The 15,529-nt window shown below is 70.0% G+C and carries 18 protein-coding genes; 3 read left to right on the plus strand and 15 right to left on the minus strand.

Annotated elements, in window-relative coordinates; all coding sequences use genetic code 11:
• Window positions 1–4: 4 nt before the first annotated feature.
• The 7 genes from KUM40_RS01765 to KUM40_RS01795 all read right to left on the minus strand — a co-directional run bounded on the left by KUM40_RS01765 (window position 5) and on the right by KUM40_RS01795 (window position 7,627).
• A complete protein-coding gene (locus tag KUM40_RS01765) occupies window positions 5–1,042 on the minus strand; it encodes an ABC transporter substrate-binding protein (RefSeq protein ID WP_217162047.1) in 1,038 nt (345 codons plus the stop codon).
• 27 nt (window positions 1,043–1,069) lie between these two features.
• Window positions 1,070–2,662 carry a carboxylesterase/lipase family protein gene (locus KUM40_RS01770; RefSeq protein WP_217162049.1) on the minus strand — a complete coding sequence of 531 codons (1,593 nt, stop codon included), beginning with the start codon at window positions 2,660–2,662 and terminating at the stop codon, window positions 1,070–1,072.
• A 26-nt stretch (window positions 2,663–2,688) separates the two neighbouring features.
• Entirely contained in the window at window positions 2,689–3,381 is a 693-nt protein-coding gene (locus KUM40_RS01775; protein WP_217162051.1) for a GntR family transcriptional regulator, read from the minus strand.
• A 200-nt stretch (window positions 3,382–3,581) separates the two neighbouring features.
• Window positions 3,582–4,568, minus strand: a complete 987-nt coding sequence (locus KUM40_RS01780; protein WP_217162052.1) for an ABC transporter substrate-binding protein — start codon at window positions 4,566–4,568, stop codon at window positions 3,582–3,584.
• A 62-nt stretch (window positions 4,569–4,630) separates the two neighbouring features.
• Entirely contained in the window at window positions 4,631–5,509 is an 879-nt protein-coding gene (locus KUM40_RS01785; RefSeq protein WP_217162059.1) for a hypothetical protein, read from the minus strand.
• A gap of 36 nt (window positions 5,510–5,545) precedes the next feature.
• A complete protein-coding gene (locus KUM40_RS01790) occupies window positions 5,546–6,703 on the minus strand; it encodes a DUF3500 domain-containing protein (RefSeq protein ID WP_217162061.1) in 1,158 nt (385 codons plus the stop codon).
• Window positions 6,704–6,775: 72 nt separating this feature from the next.
• Window positions 6,776–7,627, minus strand: coding sequence for an ABC transporter ATP-binding protein (locus tag KUM40_RS01795; protein ID WP_254394399.1), 852 nt, complete (start codon window positions 7,625–7,627; stop codon window positions 6,776–6,778).
• A gap of 331 nt (window positions 7,628–7,958) precedes the next feature.
• Here KUM40_RS01795 and KUM40_RS01800 point away from each other — a divergent pair, with 331 nt between their 5' ends.
• Window positions 7,959–9,218: a DUF3500 domain-containing protein gene (locus KUM40_RS01800; protein WP_217162063.1), complete on the plus strand. Its 1,260-nt coding sequence runs from the start codon at window positions 7,959–7,961 to the stop codon at window positions 9,216–9,218.
• A 181-nt stretch (window positions 9,219–9,399) separates the two neighbouring features.
• Here KUM40_RS01800 and KUM40_RS01805 read toward each other — a convergent pair whose 3' ends face one another.
• On the minus strand, window positions 9,400–10,026 hold the full coding sequence (locus KUM40_RS01805; protein WP_217162065.1) for a hypothetical protein: 627 nt from the start codon (window positions 10,024–10,026) through the stop codon (window positions 9,400–9,402).
• A gap of 25 nt (window positions 10,027–10,051) precedes the next feature.
• Between KUM40_RS01805 and KUM40_RS42325 the strand changes: the two genes are divergently transcribed.
• Window positions 10,052–11,188, plus strand: coding sequence for an NPCBM/NEW2 domain-containing protein (locus KUM40_RS42325; RefSeq protein ID WP_217162067.1), 1,137 nt, complete (start codon window positions 10,052–10,054; stop codon window positions 11,186–11,188).
• A gap of 283 nt (window positions 11,189–11,471) precedes the next feature.
• Here KUM40_RS42325 and KUM40_RS01815 read toward each other — a convergent pair whose 3' ends face one another.
• Both KUM40_RS01815 and KUM40_RS01820 read right to left on the minus strand, forming a co-directional pair.
• Window positions 11,472–12,329, minus strand: a complete 858-nt coding sequence (locus KUM40_RS01815; RefSeq protein ID WP_217162068.1) for an oxidoreductase — start codon at window positions 12,327–12,329, stop codon at window positions 11,472–11,474.
• Complete coding sequence (locus KUM40_RS01820; RefSeq protein WP_217162070.1) at window positions 12,326–12,598, minus strand: Atu4866 domain-containing protein; 273 nt, start codon at window positions 12,596–12,598, stop codon at window positions 12,326–12,328. The genes KUM40_RS01815 and KUM40_RS01820 overlap by 4 nt, the downstream gene beginning before the upstream one ends.
• A gap of 129 nt (window positions 12,599–12,727) precedes the next feature.
• Between KUM40_RS01820 and KUM40_RS01825 the strand changes: the two genes are divergently transcribed.
• Window positions 12,728–13,570 (plus strand): helix-turn-helix transcriptional regulator, encoded by an 843-nt coding sequence (locus KUM40_RS01825; protein WP_217162072.1) that lies wholly within the window; start codon window positions 12,728–12,730, stop codon window positions 13,568–13,570.
• 16 nt (window positions 13,571–13,586) lie between these two features.
• Here the strand turns inward: KUM40_RS01825 and KUM40_RS01830 are convergent, their stop codons facing one another.
• The 5 genes from KUM40_RS01830 to KUM40_RS01850 form a co-directional block, all read right to left on the minus strand.
• Window positions 13,587–13,994 (minus strand): PIN domain-containing protein, encoded by a 408-nt coding sequence (locus KUM40_RS01830; RefSeq protein ID WP_217162074.1) that lies wholly within the window; start codon window positions 13,992–13,994, stop codon window positions 13,587–13,589.
• Window positions 13,991–14,224 carry a type II toxin-antitoxin system VapB family antitoxin gene (locus KUM40_RS01835; protein ID WP_217162076.1) on the minus strand — a complete coding sequence of 78 codons (234 nt, stop codon included), beginning with the start codon at window positions 14,222–14,224 and terminating at the stop codon, window positions 13,991–13,993. Before KUM40_RS01835 ends, KUM40_RS01830 begins: the two co-directional genes overlap by 4 nt.
• Window positions 14,225–14,374: 150 nt before the next feature.
• Complete coding sequence (locus tag KUM40_RS01840; protein WP_217162078.1) at window positions 14,375–14,515, minus strand: hypothetical protein; 141 nt, start codon at window positions 14,513–14,515, stop codon at window positions 14,375–14,377.
• A 192-nt stretch (window positions 14,516–14,707) separates the two neighbouring features.
• Window positions 14,708–15,175 carry an NUDIX domain-containing protein gene (locus KUM40_RS01845; RefSeq protein ID WP_217162080.1) on the minus strand — a complete coding sequence of 156 codons (468 nt, stop codon included), beginning with the start codon at window positions 15,173–15,175 and terminating at the stop codon, window positions 14,708–14,710.
• A complete protein-coding gene (locus KUM40_RS01850; RefSeq protein WP_254394400.1) occupies window positions 15,162–15,410 on the minus strand; it encodes a hypothetical protein in 249 nt (82 codons plus the stop codon). Before KUM40_RS01850 ends, KUM40_RS01845 begins: the two co-directional genes overlap by 14 nt.
• Window positions 15,411–15,529 lie beyond the last annotated feature (119 nt).

Genomic DNA, 15,529 nt, shown 5'->3' on the forward strand with positions numbered 1-15,529 from the left:
CGTGTCACGGCAGGTAGGTGTTGGTCCAGTTGTCGGAGGACACGCTCGCGTCCGGGACCGCGCCGATGCCGTCCTTCACGAAGGCGACGGTCGTCTTCCATCCGGCGGCGTCCTGTTTGGCGGTCGCGGGCCAGTCCACTTGGGAGACGGCTTCGCTCAGCACGTCGTCGGGAACGCTCGGCATGCTCTCGCGGGCCGCGGCCAGCACGGCCTTGTCGTCGGCGGGGTGGGCGTCGAGGTAGGCGGTGGCCTGCTGCACGGCGGTGGCGAATCCCTTGACGAGGGCGGAGTTGCCCTTCGCGTAGCTCTCCTTCGCGACCACGAGCTGGCCGTATCCTGCCTGCTCGTAGCCCCATTCGGGAACCTTGGACGGATCGGCCACGACGACGCCGTCGCCCTCGTGCTGGACCTGCAGCGGGATCGGCTCGGAGGTGATGAACCAGTCGACCTCGTCCTTGGCGAGGGCGGCCTTGTCGGCCGCCGGGCTCGGCAGCGAGACCCACTTCAGCTCGTCCGGGTCGACACCGTGTGCGTTGAGGAAGATGCCCGCCTCGGCCTTGGTGTTGGCGGAGCTGGCGCCGGCCGTCGAGTCGGCCAGGGCCTGGGCCACCTTGTCCGCCGGGCTGTCGGCGGTCAGGCCGTTCTTCTTGGCGAACTCGGTACTGACCACGATGCCGAGCGGGTTGCCTCCCCCGTTCGTGGCGACCGACAGCTCCGGCAGGCCCTTGCTGAGGCCGGCCAGGAAGCTGGTCGGGCTGGAGTTGAGGAACTGCACCGAACCCGACTGGAGGGCCGAGGTGCCCGTGGAGGCGGTCAGTGTCACATACTTGATCTTGATGTTCTGCTTGTCGAAGTAGCCCTGCTCGTCCGCCAGTCGGATGGACAGGTCGAAGACGTTGCCGCTCACCCCGACCGAGACGGTCGTCTTGCCGTCGGCGCCGACCGACGACGAGCCGTCGCCGCCGCAGGCGGTCAGACACGCGGCGCCGCACAACACGGAGGCAGCCAGTGCCAGGTGCGGGCGATTCACGCGGTAGGTCATGGGAACTCCTTTGTTCACCAGGCTTGTTCACCAGGCATGCTGAGTACGGAAGAACCGGATCCAGAAGTCGGTGCGGTCCGGATCGGAGACGGGAATCGTCCAAAAGCGCGCGCCGATCTCCATGACGGCGCCGGCGTCCGGTGAGAAGGCCGGCCAGCGCGGCAGGCCGCTGCCGTTGGGGTCGCCGGTGGCGACGAAGTTGGTCCAGTAGGCGGAGACGGTCCGCGCGGTCTCGTGGTCTTCCTCGGTCCATGCCCCGGTGCCGGACGCGGGGTTGCGGAAGACGTAGTCGATCTCCGAACCGTGGCCGGCCCGTCGCGGGCCGCCGTCCGGCGCCGGGGCGCGTCGGGTCCAGAAGTAGGTGTGCAGCGTGCCGGTGGCGTGCCGGCTCCAGTCCGCGCCCCACAAGAGGGTCGAGATGCGGGAGTTGTCGCGTGCCGCGGTGCTGCTCGCCCGTGCCGCCTCGTCGTCCGTGGCGGCCGGGTACAGCCGCAGGAACTCCTCGGCGAGCGTCCCGAACTTCCGCCGGGCCGCGGCGACGTGCTGATCAAGGCTCACGTTGACCGCCGGAGAGCCCGGCCGGACCGTCCCGCGCCCGCCGCGCAGGGCGGCGACCATCGTCCGCGGGACCGCGCCACTCTCGTCGAGGTTGTTCCCAGTGAGGTAGTCGACGTCGTTCTGCGAGCCCTTGGCGTACGTCTCGTCGTAGCCGGCGGGCAGCGCCCAGCCGTCGAGGACGGGACGGAACAGCGGTGGTGACGCGGAGCCGCCGGTGTCGACGCTCGTGTCGACCGGGTTGCGGCCGTCTATCAGCTTCCGCCAGTGCAACGACCGCAGGTCGTGGGCCGTGCTCGCACCGTGCTCCCGCGCGTAGCGGTCACCGGCGTTCTCGGCACCGGCCCGCATGCGGTAGGACGTGGACAGATAGCGGAGTTCCGGATCACGTGCGTGGCGGGCGTGGCTCTGCGCGATCGCACGACGGAACAGGCCCTTGGCGAGCGGGGACATGGCCAGGAAGTTGACCAGGCCGGCGCCCGCGGACTGGCCCGCGACGGTGACGCGGTCCGGGTCGCCGCCGAAGTGCGCGATGTTGTCACGCACCCAGCGCAGGGCGGCGACGCAGTCGAGCAGCCCGTAGTTTCCGGAGGACCGGTGTCCCGACTCGTCGCTCAGCTCGGGTGTGGCGAGGAAACCGAGGGCGCCCAGACGGTAGTTGAAGGTGACGACGACGAGGCCGCCGCGGGCCAGGTTCTCGCCGTCGTAGCGGGGGTTCGCCCCGGTGCCCTCGCGGAATCCGCCACCGTAGATCCAGACGAGGACCGGGCGCCGCTCCGCACGGTGGGCCGCGCCCGTCCAGATGTTCAGGTTCAGGCAGTCCTCGCTCATGGGCACGTCGACGCCGGTCGCGGCCGCGTCGGTCGGTGGCTGCGGGCACATCGGGCCGAACCGGTCGGCCCGCCGGGTCCCCTCCCAGGCCGGGGGCGGCTGCGGCGGCCGCCAGCGCAGGTCGCCGACGGGTGGGGCGGCGTAGGGGATGCCGCGGAAGACGGTGACGATCTGGTCCCGGCAGACGACGCCTTCGACGCGTCCCGCTTCGGTGTCCGCGATGGGGCGGCCCATTCGGTCCCTTCCGCCCCGGCCGCCCGTCAGCCGACGGGTGGTTGCGGGGACTTGTCGAGCAGCAGCGCCCGGCGGGCGGAGCCGACGTGATGGCGCATCGCCGCGTTCGCCGCATCGGGATTGCGGGTGACGACGGCCAGGAAGATCGTCTGGTGCTCCTCCAGCGAACCGGCCCTCGGGTGCTGCGCGGAGAGGTTGCGGTACTGCCGCATCACCAGTGGGTAGAGCAGCGTGTCGTAGGCACGGGCCAGGGTCGTCTGGTGCGAGGCGTGCTTGATCTGCTGGTGGAAGCTGCGGTTGCCGCGCGAGTAGGCGGTTTGGTCGCCGCGTGACTCCGCCTCCTCCATCTCCCGGAGCGTGCCGCGCAGCTTCTCGATCTCTTCGGCCGTGGCCCGTTCCGCCGCCTTGCCGGCGAGGGCCGCCTCCAGGATCTCGCGGGCCTCCAGGATGTCCGCCGCCTCCTCGACGGAGAAGCTCCTGGTGCGCACCCCGCGATTGACCTCGCTGGTGACATAGCCCTCCTGCGTCAGCCGCGCGAGCGCGGTGCGCATGGTGCTTCGCGACACGTCGAACATCCGCGTGAGGTCCGCTTCGGTCAGTCGCGTGTCGGGCGCGACACTCCCCGAAAGCAGCAGGGAGCGCAGGCCCTCGTAGGCGTGGCTGTAGCGGGTACCCGGCGCCTTCGCCCGGGGCTCGGCACCGATGCTGTCGCTGTCCACCTCGGCCGCCTTTCTCTTCCGTGGAAGTGAGAACTGAGGCGGGAACAGTAGCTGACGGCATGACAGATCAGCTCCCGTGTTCGCCCGTACCCGAGATCACCTGCTGGGCGACGTCCACGTGGTGCCCCCTTCTCGTCTGTCTTCGGTGCGTTCGGTGCGTCCGGTGCGTCCGGTGCGGGCGGTGCGTTCGCGCGGGCGGCTCAGGCGTCCGGGTAGTCGCCCGCCGCGAACAGCGAGCTCGGCTCGTCGGGGAAGTCCGCGTCGAGCAGGCCCTGGTCCTTGGCGAACCGCACCATCGCGCGCAGGCTGGGCTCGTTGGCTTCGATGCCGTAGGGGACGGGGTCGCCACCGATCGCGCGCCCCTGGCGGGCCAGCCGGGGCACCGCCGACCACTCGGGCCGGGCGGCGAGGTGCCGGCGCTTGCTCTGCGCGAACGCGGCGTACAGCTTGGCGGGCAGGCCGGGATCGCGCTCCACGAGTTCGGAGCGCACCGAGATCAGCGAGTGCAGCGGGTAGACGCCGGTCCGCAGGTAGTGGTCCACGGCGAGCGGGCCGGCCTCGGGGAAGAGCGGGTACGGGCCGTCGTCGCCGTCGCTCTCCGGTTCGGCCGCCGCCGCCGTCCAGCCGGCCTTGGGCGCGCCCGCCCGTCCCGTCCCGGCGTTCCCGGTCAGCGCGGCGTCGATCTCGCCGGCGCGCAGCAGCTCGCCCAGCGAACGGCCGTCGGTGACCCGCTCGACGTTGGCGGGGACCCGGCCCTCGATGTGGTCGTCGTCGTCGACCACCCAGGTGATCTTGTCGATGTCCACCCCGTACTGGTCCCGCAGCACGCCGCGCACCCACACTCCCGTGCTCACCGAGTAGGCGCGGACGCCGACCCGGCGTCCTTCCAGGTCCCGCGGCACACGGATGCCGGACTGCCCGGCGCACTGTACGTCGCCGTGGTGGAAGCGCCGGTTGAGGAACACCGGCACCGCGGTCAGCGGGATGCCCTCCTGGCGCGCCATCAGGTAGGAGACCGGCGCCAGTTCGCACACGTCGAACTCCAGGTCCCGGATCATCCGCCGGTAGGCGCCGATGACCGGCTTGACCTCCACCGGATCGACCAGGTAGCCGTCCGTCTCGACGTCGCCGTCCAGCAGCGGCCGCGCGTGCGGGAAGTCTCCGAGTACCACCGTGAGCTTGTCCATGCCTTGTCCCTTACCGTTCCTTGCTGTTCCTGATTCCGGTGCGACGGTCCGTGCCGCGGGCCTCAGCCGCCGAGGCGGGCCGGCGGGACGCCGAGTGCCGCACAGGACCGCTCGACGAGCTCGTCGTAGTCGACCGCCCGCGGGATCACGTCCTGCTCCAGCGCGTAGGCGGCCGCCTTGGTGAACGCGGCACGCAGTCCTTCGAAGCCGACGGGGTGCCGGGCGACGGGCCCGCCCTCCTCGTTGGCGGTGAGTACCGACCGCATCGCGTCGTAGGCGGCGAGGACGGCGGCGGAGTGCTCCGCGGCGGCGGCTTCGGACACGCCGACCACGTGGTTGACGGGGATGAATCCCTGGTCCTCGGACCACTGTTCGGCGACCTCGTGGGCGCTGTCGACGGCGGTGCGGATGCGGTCGTCGGAGGGCAGTTCGTTGCCCATGATCCCGAAGTCGACCCGGCCCTCGAGGAAGTCCGCCGGCAGCTTGGTCCCCCGCGGCGCGCGCGTCACCCAGGACGGGTCCTCGGCGCCCTCGACGTGATGGCCCTCGTACGTCGTCCAGTGGGCCTTGCGCAGATCGACGCCGTACTGCTCGGTGAGGAACCCCCGCACCCACACGCCGGTGGTCTGGCTCCAGGCGCGCACTCCGACGCTGTGCCCCTCCACGTCGGCGACCGACAGCCCGCCGAGGGTCACCAGGGTCTGGTGCTGGTGGCGTCCGAGGGTGGTGACGGGCAGCAGCAGCACCGGTTTGCCGTAGGCGAGGGCCTGCAGAACGGTCACGATCGCCAGTTCGCACAGGTCCGCGTCCGACTCGTTCACAAAGCCCCGGGAGGCCTTGTGCACCGGCTTGATGTCGACCCGCTCCGGCTCGGAACCCGCTTCGCGGGCCGCCGACAGTGCGGCTGCCGCGAGGTCGTCACGGCCGAGCACCAACTTCATTTCCTTCTCCTCCTGCTATAGGAACTGGGGGGCGCCTCAGGCCTGCCGCCCGTGGTGCCTCTCGTGGTGCTGACGCAGCAGGTCGACACCGAAGTCGTTGCCGTTGGGGGTGCGGACGATGGTGTGGATGTGCCGGCGCGAGGGGTGGTCGTTGTCGAAGAACACGCCTGCCATGTGCTCGAACTCGACGAGGATCACCGGGCTGTGGAAGCGGTAGTAGAAGGTGCCGTCGGGATCCCCGGCCCAGCCGAAGCGGGTGTCCCCCTCGTGAGTCAGCACCTCCTCCGTGCGCGCCCGGGCGTGCTGGTCGCCGGCCCGGTTCACGTACAGGCCGAGGAGCCGGAGCGCGGTGTCCCGCTGCCCCGAGGACATCTCGGCGAGCCGCAGCCCCTGGTAGTCGAGCTCCCAGTTGTCCCGGAAGGCTCCGACGACCAGCTCCTGCGGCATGGTGTCCGCGATGACGGCCCGCCCCCGCTGCCGCCCGTCGAGCTGGGTGAACAGCTCGTGGCCGAGCGCCTCCTCGCCCCGGAAGGCCACGGTTCCGGCGTACTTGCCGGACCCGGCGACCACCGGCTCGGCGCCGAGGAAGGAGGGGGTGAGGACCATCTGGTCCCCGACGAAGACGCAGTTGATGTTGACGTGGTGTCCGTCGAGCTGCCAGCCCCACGGGCCGCCGTTCTCCGGCTCGCCGTACAGGGAGAACCAGTACAGCCACTCGTTGAGTCCGTGCGTGTTGTCGCTCAGCTCGCCGATGGTGAGGTTGAGGCGCATGAGGTCGACCATCTGGCGGTACCCGTCCGCGCTGAGGCTCTCCCGGACGACGGCCAGGGCCCGCTCGCGCCCCGCGTCGTCGAGCTCCTCCAGCAGGACGCCGTGGCGCAGGAAGTACCGGGCGCCGTTGTTCCAGTGGCGCCAACTGTCGTCGTCCATCGGGAACCGGCCCTCGGCGAGCTGCTTCTCCGTCAGGCCCGCCAGGTAGTCCTCCGCCGCCCGGTACACCTTGCCGACGTCCGCGCCGGTGTCGCGCAGCGGGAACAGTCCGGGCCGGATGCCGTCCGAGGTGGCCACACCCCGGAACGGCTCGTGTGCCGCCTTCACCCGCCAGGCGACCTTGTCGAGCAGGTCGGGTGTCCAGATCTCCGGCCTGCGCGTGGGCGGGTTGCCCCGCTTGCGCAGCCCTACCGGCTCTCCCATCACCGCTCCTCCTCTCGATGTTCCTTCACGGGTGCGCCGCCGGTCGTGGTGACCGCACCCGGCTGGGCCGCGTTACGCGGCGGCCTTCCGCTCGGCGGCGAAGAGACCCCAGAGGTCGTTGTAGAGCTCCGAGAACTCGGGGGACTCGACGAGCGAACCGATCTGGCGCGGCCGCTCGAAGGGGACCTGAATGACACGGCGGATCGTGCCGGGGCCCTTCGACATCACTACGACCTCGTCGGCCAGGTAGATGGCCTCGTTGAGGTCGTGCGTGACGAAGATCAGCGTCCCGTTCTGCTCCCGCCAGATGTTGAGCAGCTCCTGCTGGAGCTCGAGCCGGGTGATGGCGTCGAGCGGCCCGAACGGCTCGTCCATCAGCACGATGGAGGGGTTGTAGATCAGCGCCCGAGCGATCGCGCAGCGCTTCTGCATACCGCCCGACAGCTCCCGGGGGAAGTGATGCTCGAATCCGGTCAGGCCGACGAGCCCGATCCAGTGGGCGACGCGCTCCTCGCGTTCCTCCTTGGGAACCTTGCGGAACTTCAGCGCCAGGCCGATGTTGGCCTGGACACTCAGCCAGGGCAGCAGGTGGGACTGCTGGGTCACGTACGCCGCGTCGGAGTTCACGCCGGTGACGGGTTCACCGGCGTAGTGGACCTGCCCCTGCGTGGGGGTGAGCAGCCCGGCGGCCAGGTTGAGGATGGTGCTCTTGCCGCATCCGCTGGGTCCGATCACGGCGACGACGCTGCCGCGGTCGACTTTGAACGACACGTCCTCGATCGCCGGCCGGTGAGCCCCGGGGAACTCCAGCGTGACGTGGTCGAGACGGAGTGCCTCCGACTGGGGGTTGCGCTGTGTGGTCGACATGTCTGCCTCCTCGGCCTCCTCCTTGGCCTCCTCCTTGGCGACGTCCCGCGTCGCCAAGATTGTCGGACAACCAATGACGGGAAGCTAACACTGCCACTCGGGTGGCACAAGAAGTGTGCAGTAAGAACCCTTTCCCCACAGAGACCCCGGGCCACCCGCCTGAAAGGTGTCAGACAATAACGGTCACTGAGCCGCGGTCCGCAACGCATACCTCCCTGACACGCAAAGCACAGGTCTCGCACGTAGCGTCCCGCTGACAAGAGCACCGGCAGAGGAGTTCCCCGTGACCGAACCTCGCAACAACTCTGAGAACGATGAGCGTCACCGTGTCCATGGACACCGTCGCCACGAGCCCGGTTCACCCGGATCGTCGTCGCGTCGCCGGTTCATGACGCAGGCGTTCGCGGCGGCGGGAGCCGCCGCGTTCGGCACGATGGCCGCCGTGTCCCGGGCGGGCGCGTCGTCGGACGTGTCGTTGGCCGCTTCGACCGCCTCTCCGTCGGCCTCCCCGTCGGCCACGGCATCGGGTGGGCCCGGAGGCCCGGGCGGCGGTGGCCCCGGCGTCAAGGACGAGTTCATGGGCGTGACCACGGACGGCACCGTGATCGAGGACCTCTACAGCATCCACCGGACCGGCGTGTCCACAAGGGAGAGCGTGGCCGCGGCCGAGGCATGGCTCGCCTCCCTCACGGCCACTCAGCGTGAGGCCGTTGCCTTCCCCGTACAGGCATCCGACTACACCCAGGATCAGTGGCGCCTGTGGACGAACGTGGACGGGGACCGGGACGCGGGTCTGAGCCTGCAGGACATGACGAAGGCCCAGCGTCTCAAGGCGCTGGCGATCCTGAAGGCGGGCATGAGCGCCCGCGGGCTGGAGAACGCCGACAAGGTCCGTCATCTCAACCTCTACGGAGGTCAACTGGTCGATCTCACCGACCAGTTCAACGACGAGCTGTACTGGCTCACCATCATGGGCACCCCGTCGACCAGGGAACCGTGGGGCTGGCAGTTCGAGGGCCACCACCTGGTCATCAACTACTTCGTCCTCGGCGACCAGGTCGTCATGACGCCGACCTTCATGGGGACCGAGCCCCGCGTCGCCGACTACGGCATCGACAGCGAGTACGAAGGCACGAAGAGCTTCGAGGACGAACTGGCCGCCGGCTACGCCCTCCTACGCTCCCTGAGCGCGGACCAGCAGGCGGTCGCGGTCACCACGAGCGCCACCAGCGACCGGGACCTGACGGCCGGCGCGTACTCGGACAACGCCGTCATGCCGTACGAGGGCATCGCGGCCACCGAACTGAACCCCGCGCAACGGGCGAAGCTGTGGAAGATCGTCGAGCTGTTCGTCGGTAACGTCGACCACGGCCACGCCAGGATCAAGATGGCCGAGATCAAAAGGCACCAGGACGACACCCACTTCTCCTGGCACGGTGCCACCACCGACGACACGCCGATGTACTACCGCGTCCACAGCCCCGTCGTGCTCATCGAGCTCGACTCCCAGGACCTCGGGCCCATCGGGAAGGCGGCGGGCTGGGAAGCCGGGATGACCCAGCGGCACATCCACGCGATCATCCGCACCCCCAACGGCAACGACTACGGCAAGGACCTCCTCGCCCTGCACCTGGCCCTCGACCACTGAGGTTCGAGTCCCAACGCGGTGATCGTTCGCGCGGTGAACCGCTGCAGCCGCTGGGGCACCGGCAGTTCACGGCACTGCTGATCCGGCAGCCACGCGGGCAGCGTCAGCGCGCAGGGTCCGGCGTTGGGCGGCAGTACGGCGCCCCGTTCCCAGAGATCCGTACCGGATGTTCCTCCTGAACTCACAGGGCCGGCTGCAGCCCTTCGAAGCGCACCGTCCAGCGCCGGTCTGCTGGAAAGCCCGGCGCGTGCCGGTCGGGTGCGCCGTCCCAGCCGGCTGCCATGAACGCGATGGCGTACAGCAGCGCGGCGTTGCTCGGGAAGTACGGGAACGGCCCGCCGGTCGCCAGGCCCGCGTCGTCGAACTGGAAACCGGCGGCCGGGTGCAGCAGGAAGTCCACGGCGTCGTCGGGGCGTCCGAGCCGCGCGGCGCACATGGCGAGCATCGGGAAGTCCCATCCCCAGGTCCGGTCGAACCGCCAGCCGGTGAAGACCTTCTCGGCGGTGCGGGCCATCGTGGGGACGTCGACGCCGTCGCCCGGCAGCCAGCCGTACGGGCCGATCAGGGCCGGGTGCTCGAAGTTCCACCGTGTCCACATGTCCTGGACGCCTTCATGCGGGACGTACGTGCCCTCCTGCACCGGCAGCGGCGCGAGTCCGTCGTGGACACGCTGCCACCCCGGATCGCCGCGCAGGCCGAGCCGTTCGCGCCACTGCTGCGCGACCCGCAGGCCGAAGCGCCAGTAGGCGAGCTCGAACGTCGGGTCCTTCGTGGTCTTCGGATCGGTGTTCTCCGAGACGATGTGCATGGGCGGGCCGAGAATGTAGCGGCGCGTGTCCTCGTCCCAGAAGGCCCAGGAGGTGAAGGGCAGCGCGCCCGGTCAAAGCGCCGGCTTCGCACGACGCAGTGGCGCCCGATGGTTCCTGGGTGAGACGGCCGTGGGCGCGGCGCGGACCCACCGGGTGCCGCTGGACTTCCTGAGCGGCGGGAGGTGGCGCGTCGATGTGGTCCGCGACGGCCCGGACGGCCCGGTCCGGGAGAGCCGGCTGCTCACTCGCCACGACACCCTGAAGGTGCGGGGTGTCGAGAACGGTGGATTCGCCGCGTTCGTCTGCCGTGCTGTGCCCGGCCGGGCCGGTTGCGACGAGCCCGTACGCCATGTCCCCTCGGGCACGCTGACGGTGGACCCCCGGGAGACCGCGGCGGATCCGGGCACGGAGGTGAGGCTCGACGGCGGCTTCACGATCGACGAGTTCGGTCCGGTCACCGATGTCACGCTCAGCGCGAAGGCCCCGGAGGGCTGGAGCGTCGAGGGACCGGGGGCGACCGCGGCCGAGCTGGCCACCGGTCGGCCGCTGACCGCCGACTGGCGGATCACCGTGCCGGAGCAGCCCGCCTACGGCTGGACCAACATTCCGGTCACCGTCGCCTACCGGGACCCGGCCGCGGGCGCAACCGCCCCGAAACTGAGTCTGCGGAGGCAAGCCCGTGTCTTCGTGTCACCGCCCGGCATCGACTACGTCAGGGATCTCCCCTTCTCGGCGGAGACCAACGGCTGGGGCCCGGTCGAGCGGGACACGTCCAACGGCGAGTCGGCCGAGGGCGACGGCGGGCCGCTGCGTATCGGTGACCGGACCTACGGCAAGGGGCTCGGCACGCACGCGTCCTCCGAGGTGACGGTCGACCTGGGCGACACCGACACCTATGACCGTTTCAACGCCGACGTCGGCATCGACGAGGAGACGCCGGACCGGGGGTCCGTGGTCTTCGAAGTCATCGGCGACGGGAAGGTGCTGGGCACGAGCGGGGTCATGGGCCCCCATGACCCCGCCCATGCCTTCGACATCGACGTCACCGGCGTGCGGCGGCTGACCCTGCGCGTGACGGACGGCGGCGACGGCAACGACTCGGACCACGCGGACTGGGCCGACGCGCGGCTGCACATCGCCGCCGGCACCGCCCGCCGGTAGGCGGACGGGCCGGGCGGACGTCCCTGCCCGTGAGCCGCGCGAACATCCGCGGCTCACGGCAGCGCCGCTGCGAGGTACGCGATCAGTCCACGGTGGCCGCACCGGACAACGCCGCCCCGGAGCGCGACCTGCTCCAGCGCCGCCCACAGCGCGGCCACGTCAGCATCGCAGCCGCTGTGCTCGACGAACTCCCACTCCTCGGCGAACGCGTCGCCGTCCTGGTCGTCCCCTCCGGGCTCGCCGGGCTGTGCATGAACCTGGGCCAGAGCCCGGCTTACCTGAATCAGCCCTTCTCGTCGGTCTGCGGGAAGTCCGTGGAGAGAGTGAGCTCTTTCCAGGTGTCGAGGTCGTGGTCGACGGCTTCACGTCCGGCGCGGACCAGGCGCAGGGCATCGGAGCCGAGGACCAGGTGAGCGGGCGGATCGGGTGCGTCGAGGACGCGCAGGAGCGCGCCGGCGGCGCGGGCCGGATTGCCGAGCTGTCGTCCGTCGGCCTTCTGACGGGCGGCGCGGATGGGTTCGAAGAGGTCGTCGTAATCGGGAATGGTGCGCGGTGCGCGGATCATCGAGCGTCCGGCCCAGTCGGTACGGAAGGAGCCCGGCTCGATGGCGGTGACGTGGATGCCGAAGGCGGCGACTTCCTTGCCGATGGCTTCGAGGATGCCTTCGAGTGCGAATTTGCTGCCGCAGTAGGCGGCGACGCCAGGGAAGCCGGCCAGGCCGCCCATGGAGGTGACGGCCAGGATGTGCCCGCGGCGCCGTTGGCGCATGAAGGGCAGGACGGCCTGGATGGTGGCTGCGGCGCCGAAGACGTTGACGTCGAACTGGGCGCGCAGGTCGGCCAGGGAGGTTTCCTCGAAGGTCCCTTCCAGGCCGTAGCCGGCGTTCGCGATCAGCACGTCGACGGGGCCGATGGCCTCCTCCACCTCACCCGTCGCGGCGAACACGGCTTCGTCGTCGGTCACGTCGAGGATGCGGGCGTGAGCACGTTCCGGGCGAAGAGCGGCGAAGGCCGCCGCATCGGTGCTGTTGCGGACGGTGCCGACGACGGTGTGGCCGGCCTCCAGGGCGGCGGTGGCGAAGGCGCGGCCGAGGCCGCCGCTGACGCCGGTGATCAGAAAGATCTTGGCTGTGTGTTTCACGCCTGGTCCTCCTTGTGCAGGACGAGGTGCTCGTGGAAGAGCACGCCGTCGCGGATGTCGCCGGTAGCGGTGAAGCCGGTGTCGTCGACGTAGTCGAGGTGGTTTCCGGTCACCGTGTAGCGGCCGGTGTAGGCGCTGGGGCGGTTGCCGCGGGCCTCGTCGTAGCGGCCGTCGGCGCGCATTTCCTGGCGGATGTGTCCGTCCGCGGTCACCCACATACCGACCACGTCCGCCCGCTCACCGGCCGATGCCTCCGACTGCTGGCTCATCACGCTCCCCTTCATTCGCAGGTGTCCTCGAAGCAAGGCTGTGCCACGGCGGAAGCGAGAGCCAGGACAGGCTGTGCCGGGGTACGGCGCACCCAGGCACACCACCGGGGGGCGGCTTACCCTGGACGGGTGACCAGCAACGATCTCGGAGAATTCCTGCGTGCCCACCGTGCCCGTCTGCGACCCGGTGACGTCGGCCTCGCCTCATACGGCGCGCGCCGGGTGGCGGGGCTGCGCCGGGAGGAGGTCGCCGTCCTGGCCGGAATGAACAGCGACTACTACTCCCGGCTGGAACAGGGCCGCGAGCGCAGCCCCTCCCCGCAGATCCTCGACGCGATCAGCGGCGCCCTGCGCATGGACGACGCGGCGCGCGAGCACCTGTACCGGCTGGCGGGCGCGGTACGGGACGACAACCGGGACCTGCCGAGGGAAGCGGTCGGTGCACCGCTGAAGCAACTCCTCGACGGTTACACGAACGCCCCGGCGTTCGTCCTGAACCCGGCGAAGGACTTCCTGGCGGCCAACGCCCTGGCCGAAGCGCTGTTCTCCCCGTTCGAAGCAGTGGACAACCTCGCCCGTATGACGTTCCTCGACCCAGCGGCACGGGGGTTCTTCACGCGCTGGGACAGATCGGCCGAGGCGGTTGTGGCCGGCCTGCGTCACGCCACGGGCCTCGGCCCCCACTACCCGCGTCTGTACGAGCTGATCGACTCCCTGACCGGGGCGAGCGAGGACTTCGCCGCGCTCTGGGCATCACACACCGTCTACGGAAAGACTCAGGACGCCAAGGAACTCGGCCATCCCGACGTCGGGCCCCTCTCGCTCACGTACCAGTCCTTCGATGTCCGCGGAGCACCGGGACAACTGCTGGTGATCTACCACGCCGAACCGGGAAGCGCCGACGCCCAGGCGCTGGCTCTGCTCGGCAGCCTGCAGGCCACCCGCCGCGGGCAGTCCGCCGGGGAACGGTAGTCCCTGTGGGCAGCGGTCAGGCGCGTACGTCCCGTTGCTGTACTTCCTTGAGGACCGCGGCCACCGTGGCGAAGTCGTTGTCCACGTGGAGCAACGAGTGGCCGTGATGGGCCGCTGTCGCACACACCAGGAGGTCGATGGCTCCGGCGGCGCGATGCCGGGCTCGCTGGGTGAGCTTGTACTGCGCGGTGTCGACCCAGCGCCACGCGTTCTTGGGAACCGGCGAGAGATGGCAGAGGTCATCCAGCTCTTCGGCCAACTCGTCCCGATGGGCCGGGCTGGTGGCCGAGTACAGGAACTCCGCCCTCGTGGGCTCGCAGATGTGGAACACACCGGCGGCGATGTGCCCTTCCCAGGGCCGCAACGCACCCGGCGTACGGAAGAGGTGCCACAGGGCGGACGTGTCGAGGAGGTACGTGATCACTCGGAGGCTGCCCGCCGAGCGCGCTTGGCCGCCGCGTGCGCCGCGGCCGCAGCCTCGAACTCGCCCCGCTCACCACGCGCGGCCAGCTTCTCGGCAGCCTCCAGCCGCTTGACGCGCGCCACGTAGTCCCGCAGAGCCGCGTTGACCGTCTCCTTCTTCGTCGAGGCACCCATGAGCCGCATCGCCTCGGCCAGCGCCTCGTCGTCGAGATCGACCTGAGTCACGGACATGCCAGCCACCCCTCGCCATGAGTCCATGATGTACATAACCATGATACGTCACCAACATTCGCGGGGCGGCAGCTCATTGCGTACGAGCGTGACCCGCCAAAGCGGGGCACGGAGACCAAGGGAGCGCAACGCGCACCGAAAAGCCGCCACCTACACGCCCTCTCCGACCTCACCGGCGGCCTCGGGCGCACCAAGTTCATGGAGATGCTCCGCAGGGACGACATCCACTTCCTGCAGAAGCAGAACCAGCGCCAGCGGTACCAGGAACACGAGGGCGCGTGCCTCGCCCACGTCAAGCTCGTTGAAGCCCCGCAACGGCCAGTGGGTGGAGCAGACGTTCTTCACCCCACGGGGGCTGGACTGGCTCGTCGACCGCCTGGGCGGCAACTACCTGCCACTCCCTGCCGCCTGAAGAAACCGCCCGATGACCGCGGCCCCGCTCTCCCCACGTGGGAGGGCGGGGCCGCTTTCGTGCGTCCAGGGTCAGCCGAGGGCGGGCATCGCACCCGAACGCCAGTCGTCCACCCGCTTACGGACTCCACTCACCATGGGCAGATCGTCAACCGCGGACGGCTCGAACCAGCGGACTTCGGTGGACTCGTCGGACACAGCCAGCCGCCCGCCGACCACGCGCGCGAGGAAGCAGATCGAGAGCTCCTGGCGTACCTCGCCGTCGTCGTAGGCGAAGACGTGCCCCGGGTTGGAGTACGTGCCGACGAGCCCGATCACCTCTACGTCGAGGCCAGTCTCCTCGCGGGTCTCCCGGACTGCGCACTCGGGCAGCGTCTCGCCGATCTCCATTCGCCCGCCGGGCAGTGCCCACAGTCCGTTGTCGACGCGCCGCTGAAGCAGGATGCGGCCGGCGTCGTCGGTCACGACCGCCGAGGCAGCGGGCACCAGGCTGTTGGCCTGCGGTGCCTGCGGGTCGTCCTCGTAGTCACGCCTGCCCACAAGAGCCCTCCCACACTGGCGTTCCGCGCGTCCACAGCTCCTCGACGTGCGCGGCGAACCGGTCGAACATGCCGTCGTCCTGGTGCCGCCGCAGGTGCAGCGTCGGCGCATCGCGGCCCACGCTATGTGTCAGCAGCGGCGTGACGATCATGTCGTCGTCGAAGCGGAAGACGCTCAAGTAGGCGTGCCCGCTGGAGAAGCGAGCGCCGATGTCGTGGCCCTTGAGCTTCTCCAACTCGGCGAGCGTGACCCGGATGCGGAGCAATGCTCAAGACCTGTGGATCAGCCCCGGGCGGGGACGCGGAGGCGTACCTTCCCGAATGATCCTTTGATGGTCACCGAGTAGGCCCGCGT

It is taken from the genome of Streptomyces sp. AC512_CC834 (genome assembly GCF_019049325.1).
Taxonomy (GTDB): domain Bacteria; phylum Actinomycetota; class Actinomycetes; order Streptomycetales; family Streptomycetaceae; genus Streptomyces.

Bases quoted from the DNA above. Each gene is read 5' to 3' on its own strand.
- KUM40_RS01765 (WP_217162047.1), bottom strand. From the start codon at position 1,042: ATGACCTACCGCGTGAATCGCCCGCACCTGGCACTGGCTGCCTCCGTG.
- KUM40_RS01770 (WP_217162049.1), bottom strand. From the start codon at position 2,662: ATGGGCCGCCCCATCGCGGACACCGAAGCGGGACGCGTCGAAGGCGTC.
- KUM40_RS01780 (WP_217162052.1), bottom strand. From the start codon at position 4,568: ATGGACAAGCTCACGGTGGTACTCGGAGACTTCCCGCACGCGCGGCCG.
- KUM40_RS01785 (WP_217162059.1), bottom strand. From the start codon at position 5,509: ATGAAGTTGGTGCTCGGCCGTGACGACCTCGCGGCAGCCGCACTGTCG.
- KUM40_RS01790 (WP_217162061.1), bottom strand. From the start codon at position 6,703: ATGGGAGAGCCGGTAGGGCTGCGCAAGCGGGGCAACCCGCCCACGCGC.
- KUM40_RS01800 (WP_217162063.1), top strand. From the start codon at position 7,959: ATGACGCAGGCGTTCGCGGCGGCGGGAGCCGCCGCGTTCGGCACGATG.
- KUM40_RS01805 (WP_217162065.1), bottom strand. From the start codon at position 10,026: ATGCACATCGTCTCGGAGAACACCGATCCGAAGACCACGAAGGACCCG.
- KUM40_RS01820 (WP_217162070.1), bottom strand. From the start codon at position 12,598: ATGAGCCAGCAGTCGGAGGCATCGGCCGGTGAGCGGGCGGACGTGGTC.
- KUM40_RS01835 (WP_217162076.1), bottom strand. From the start codon at position 14,224: ATGTCCGTGACTCAGGTCGATCTCGACGACGAGGCGCTGGCCGAGGCG.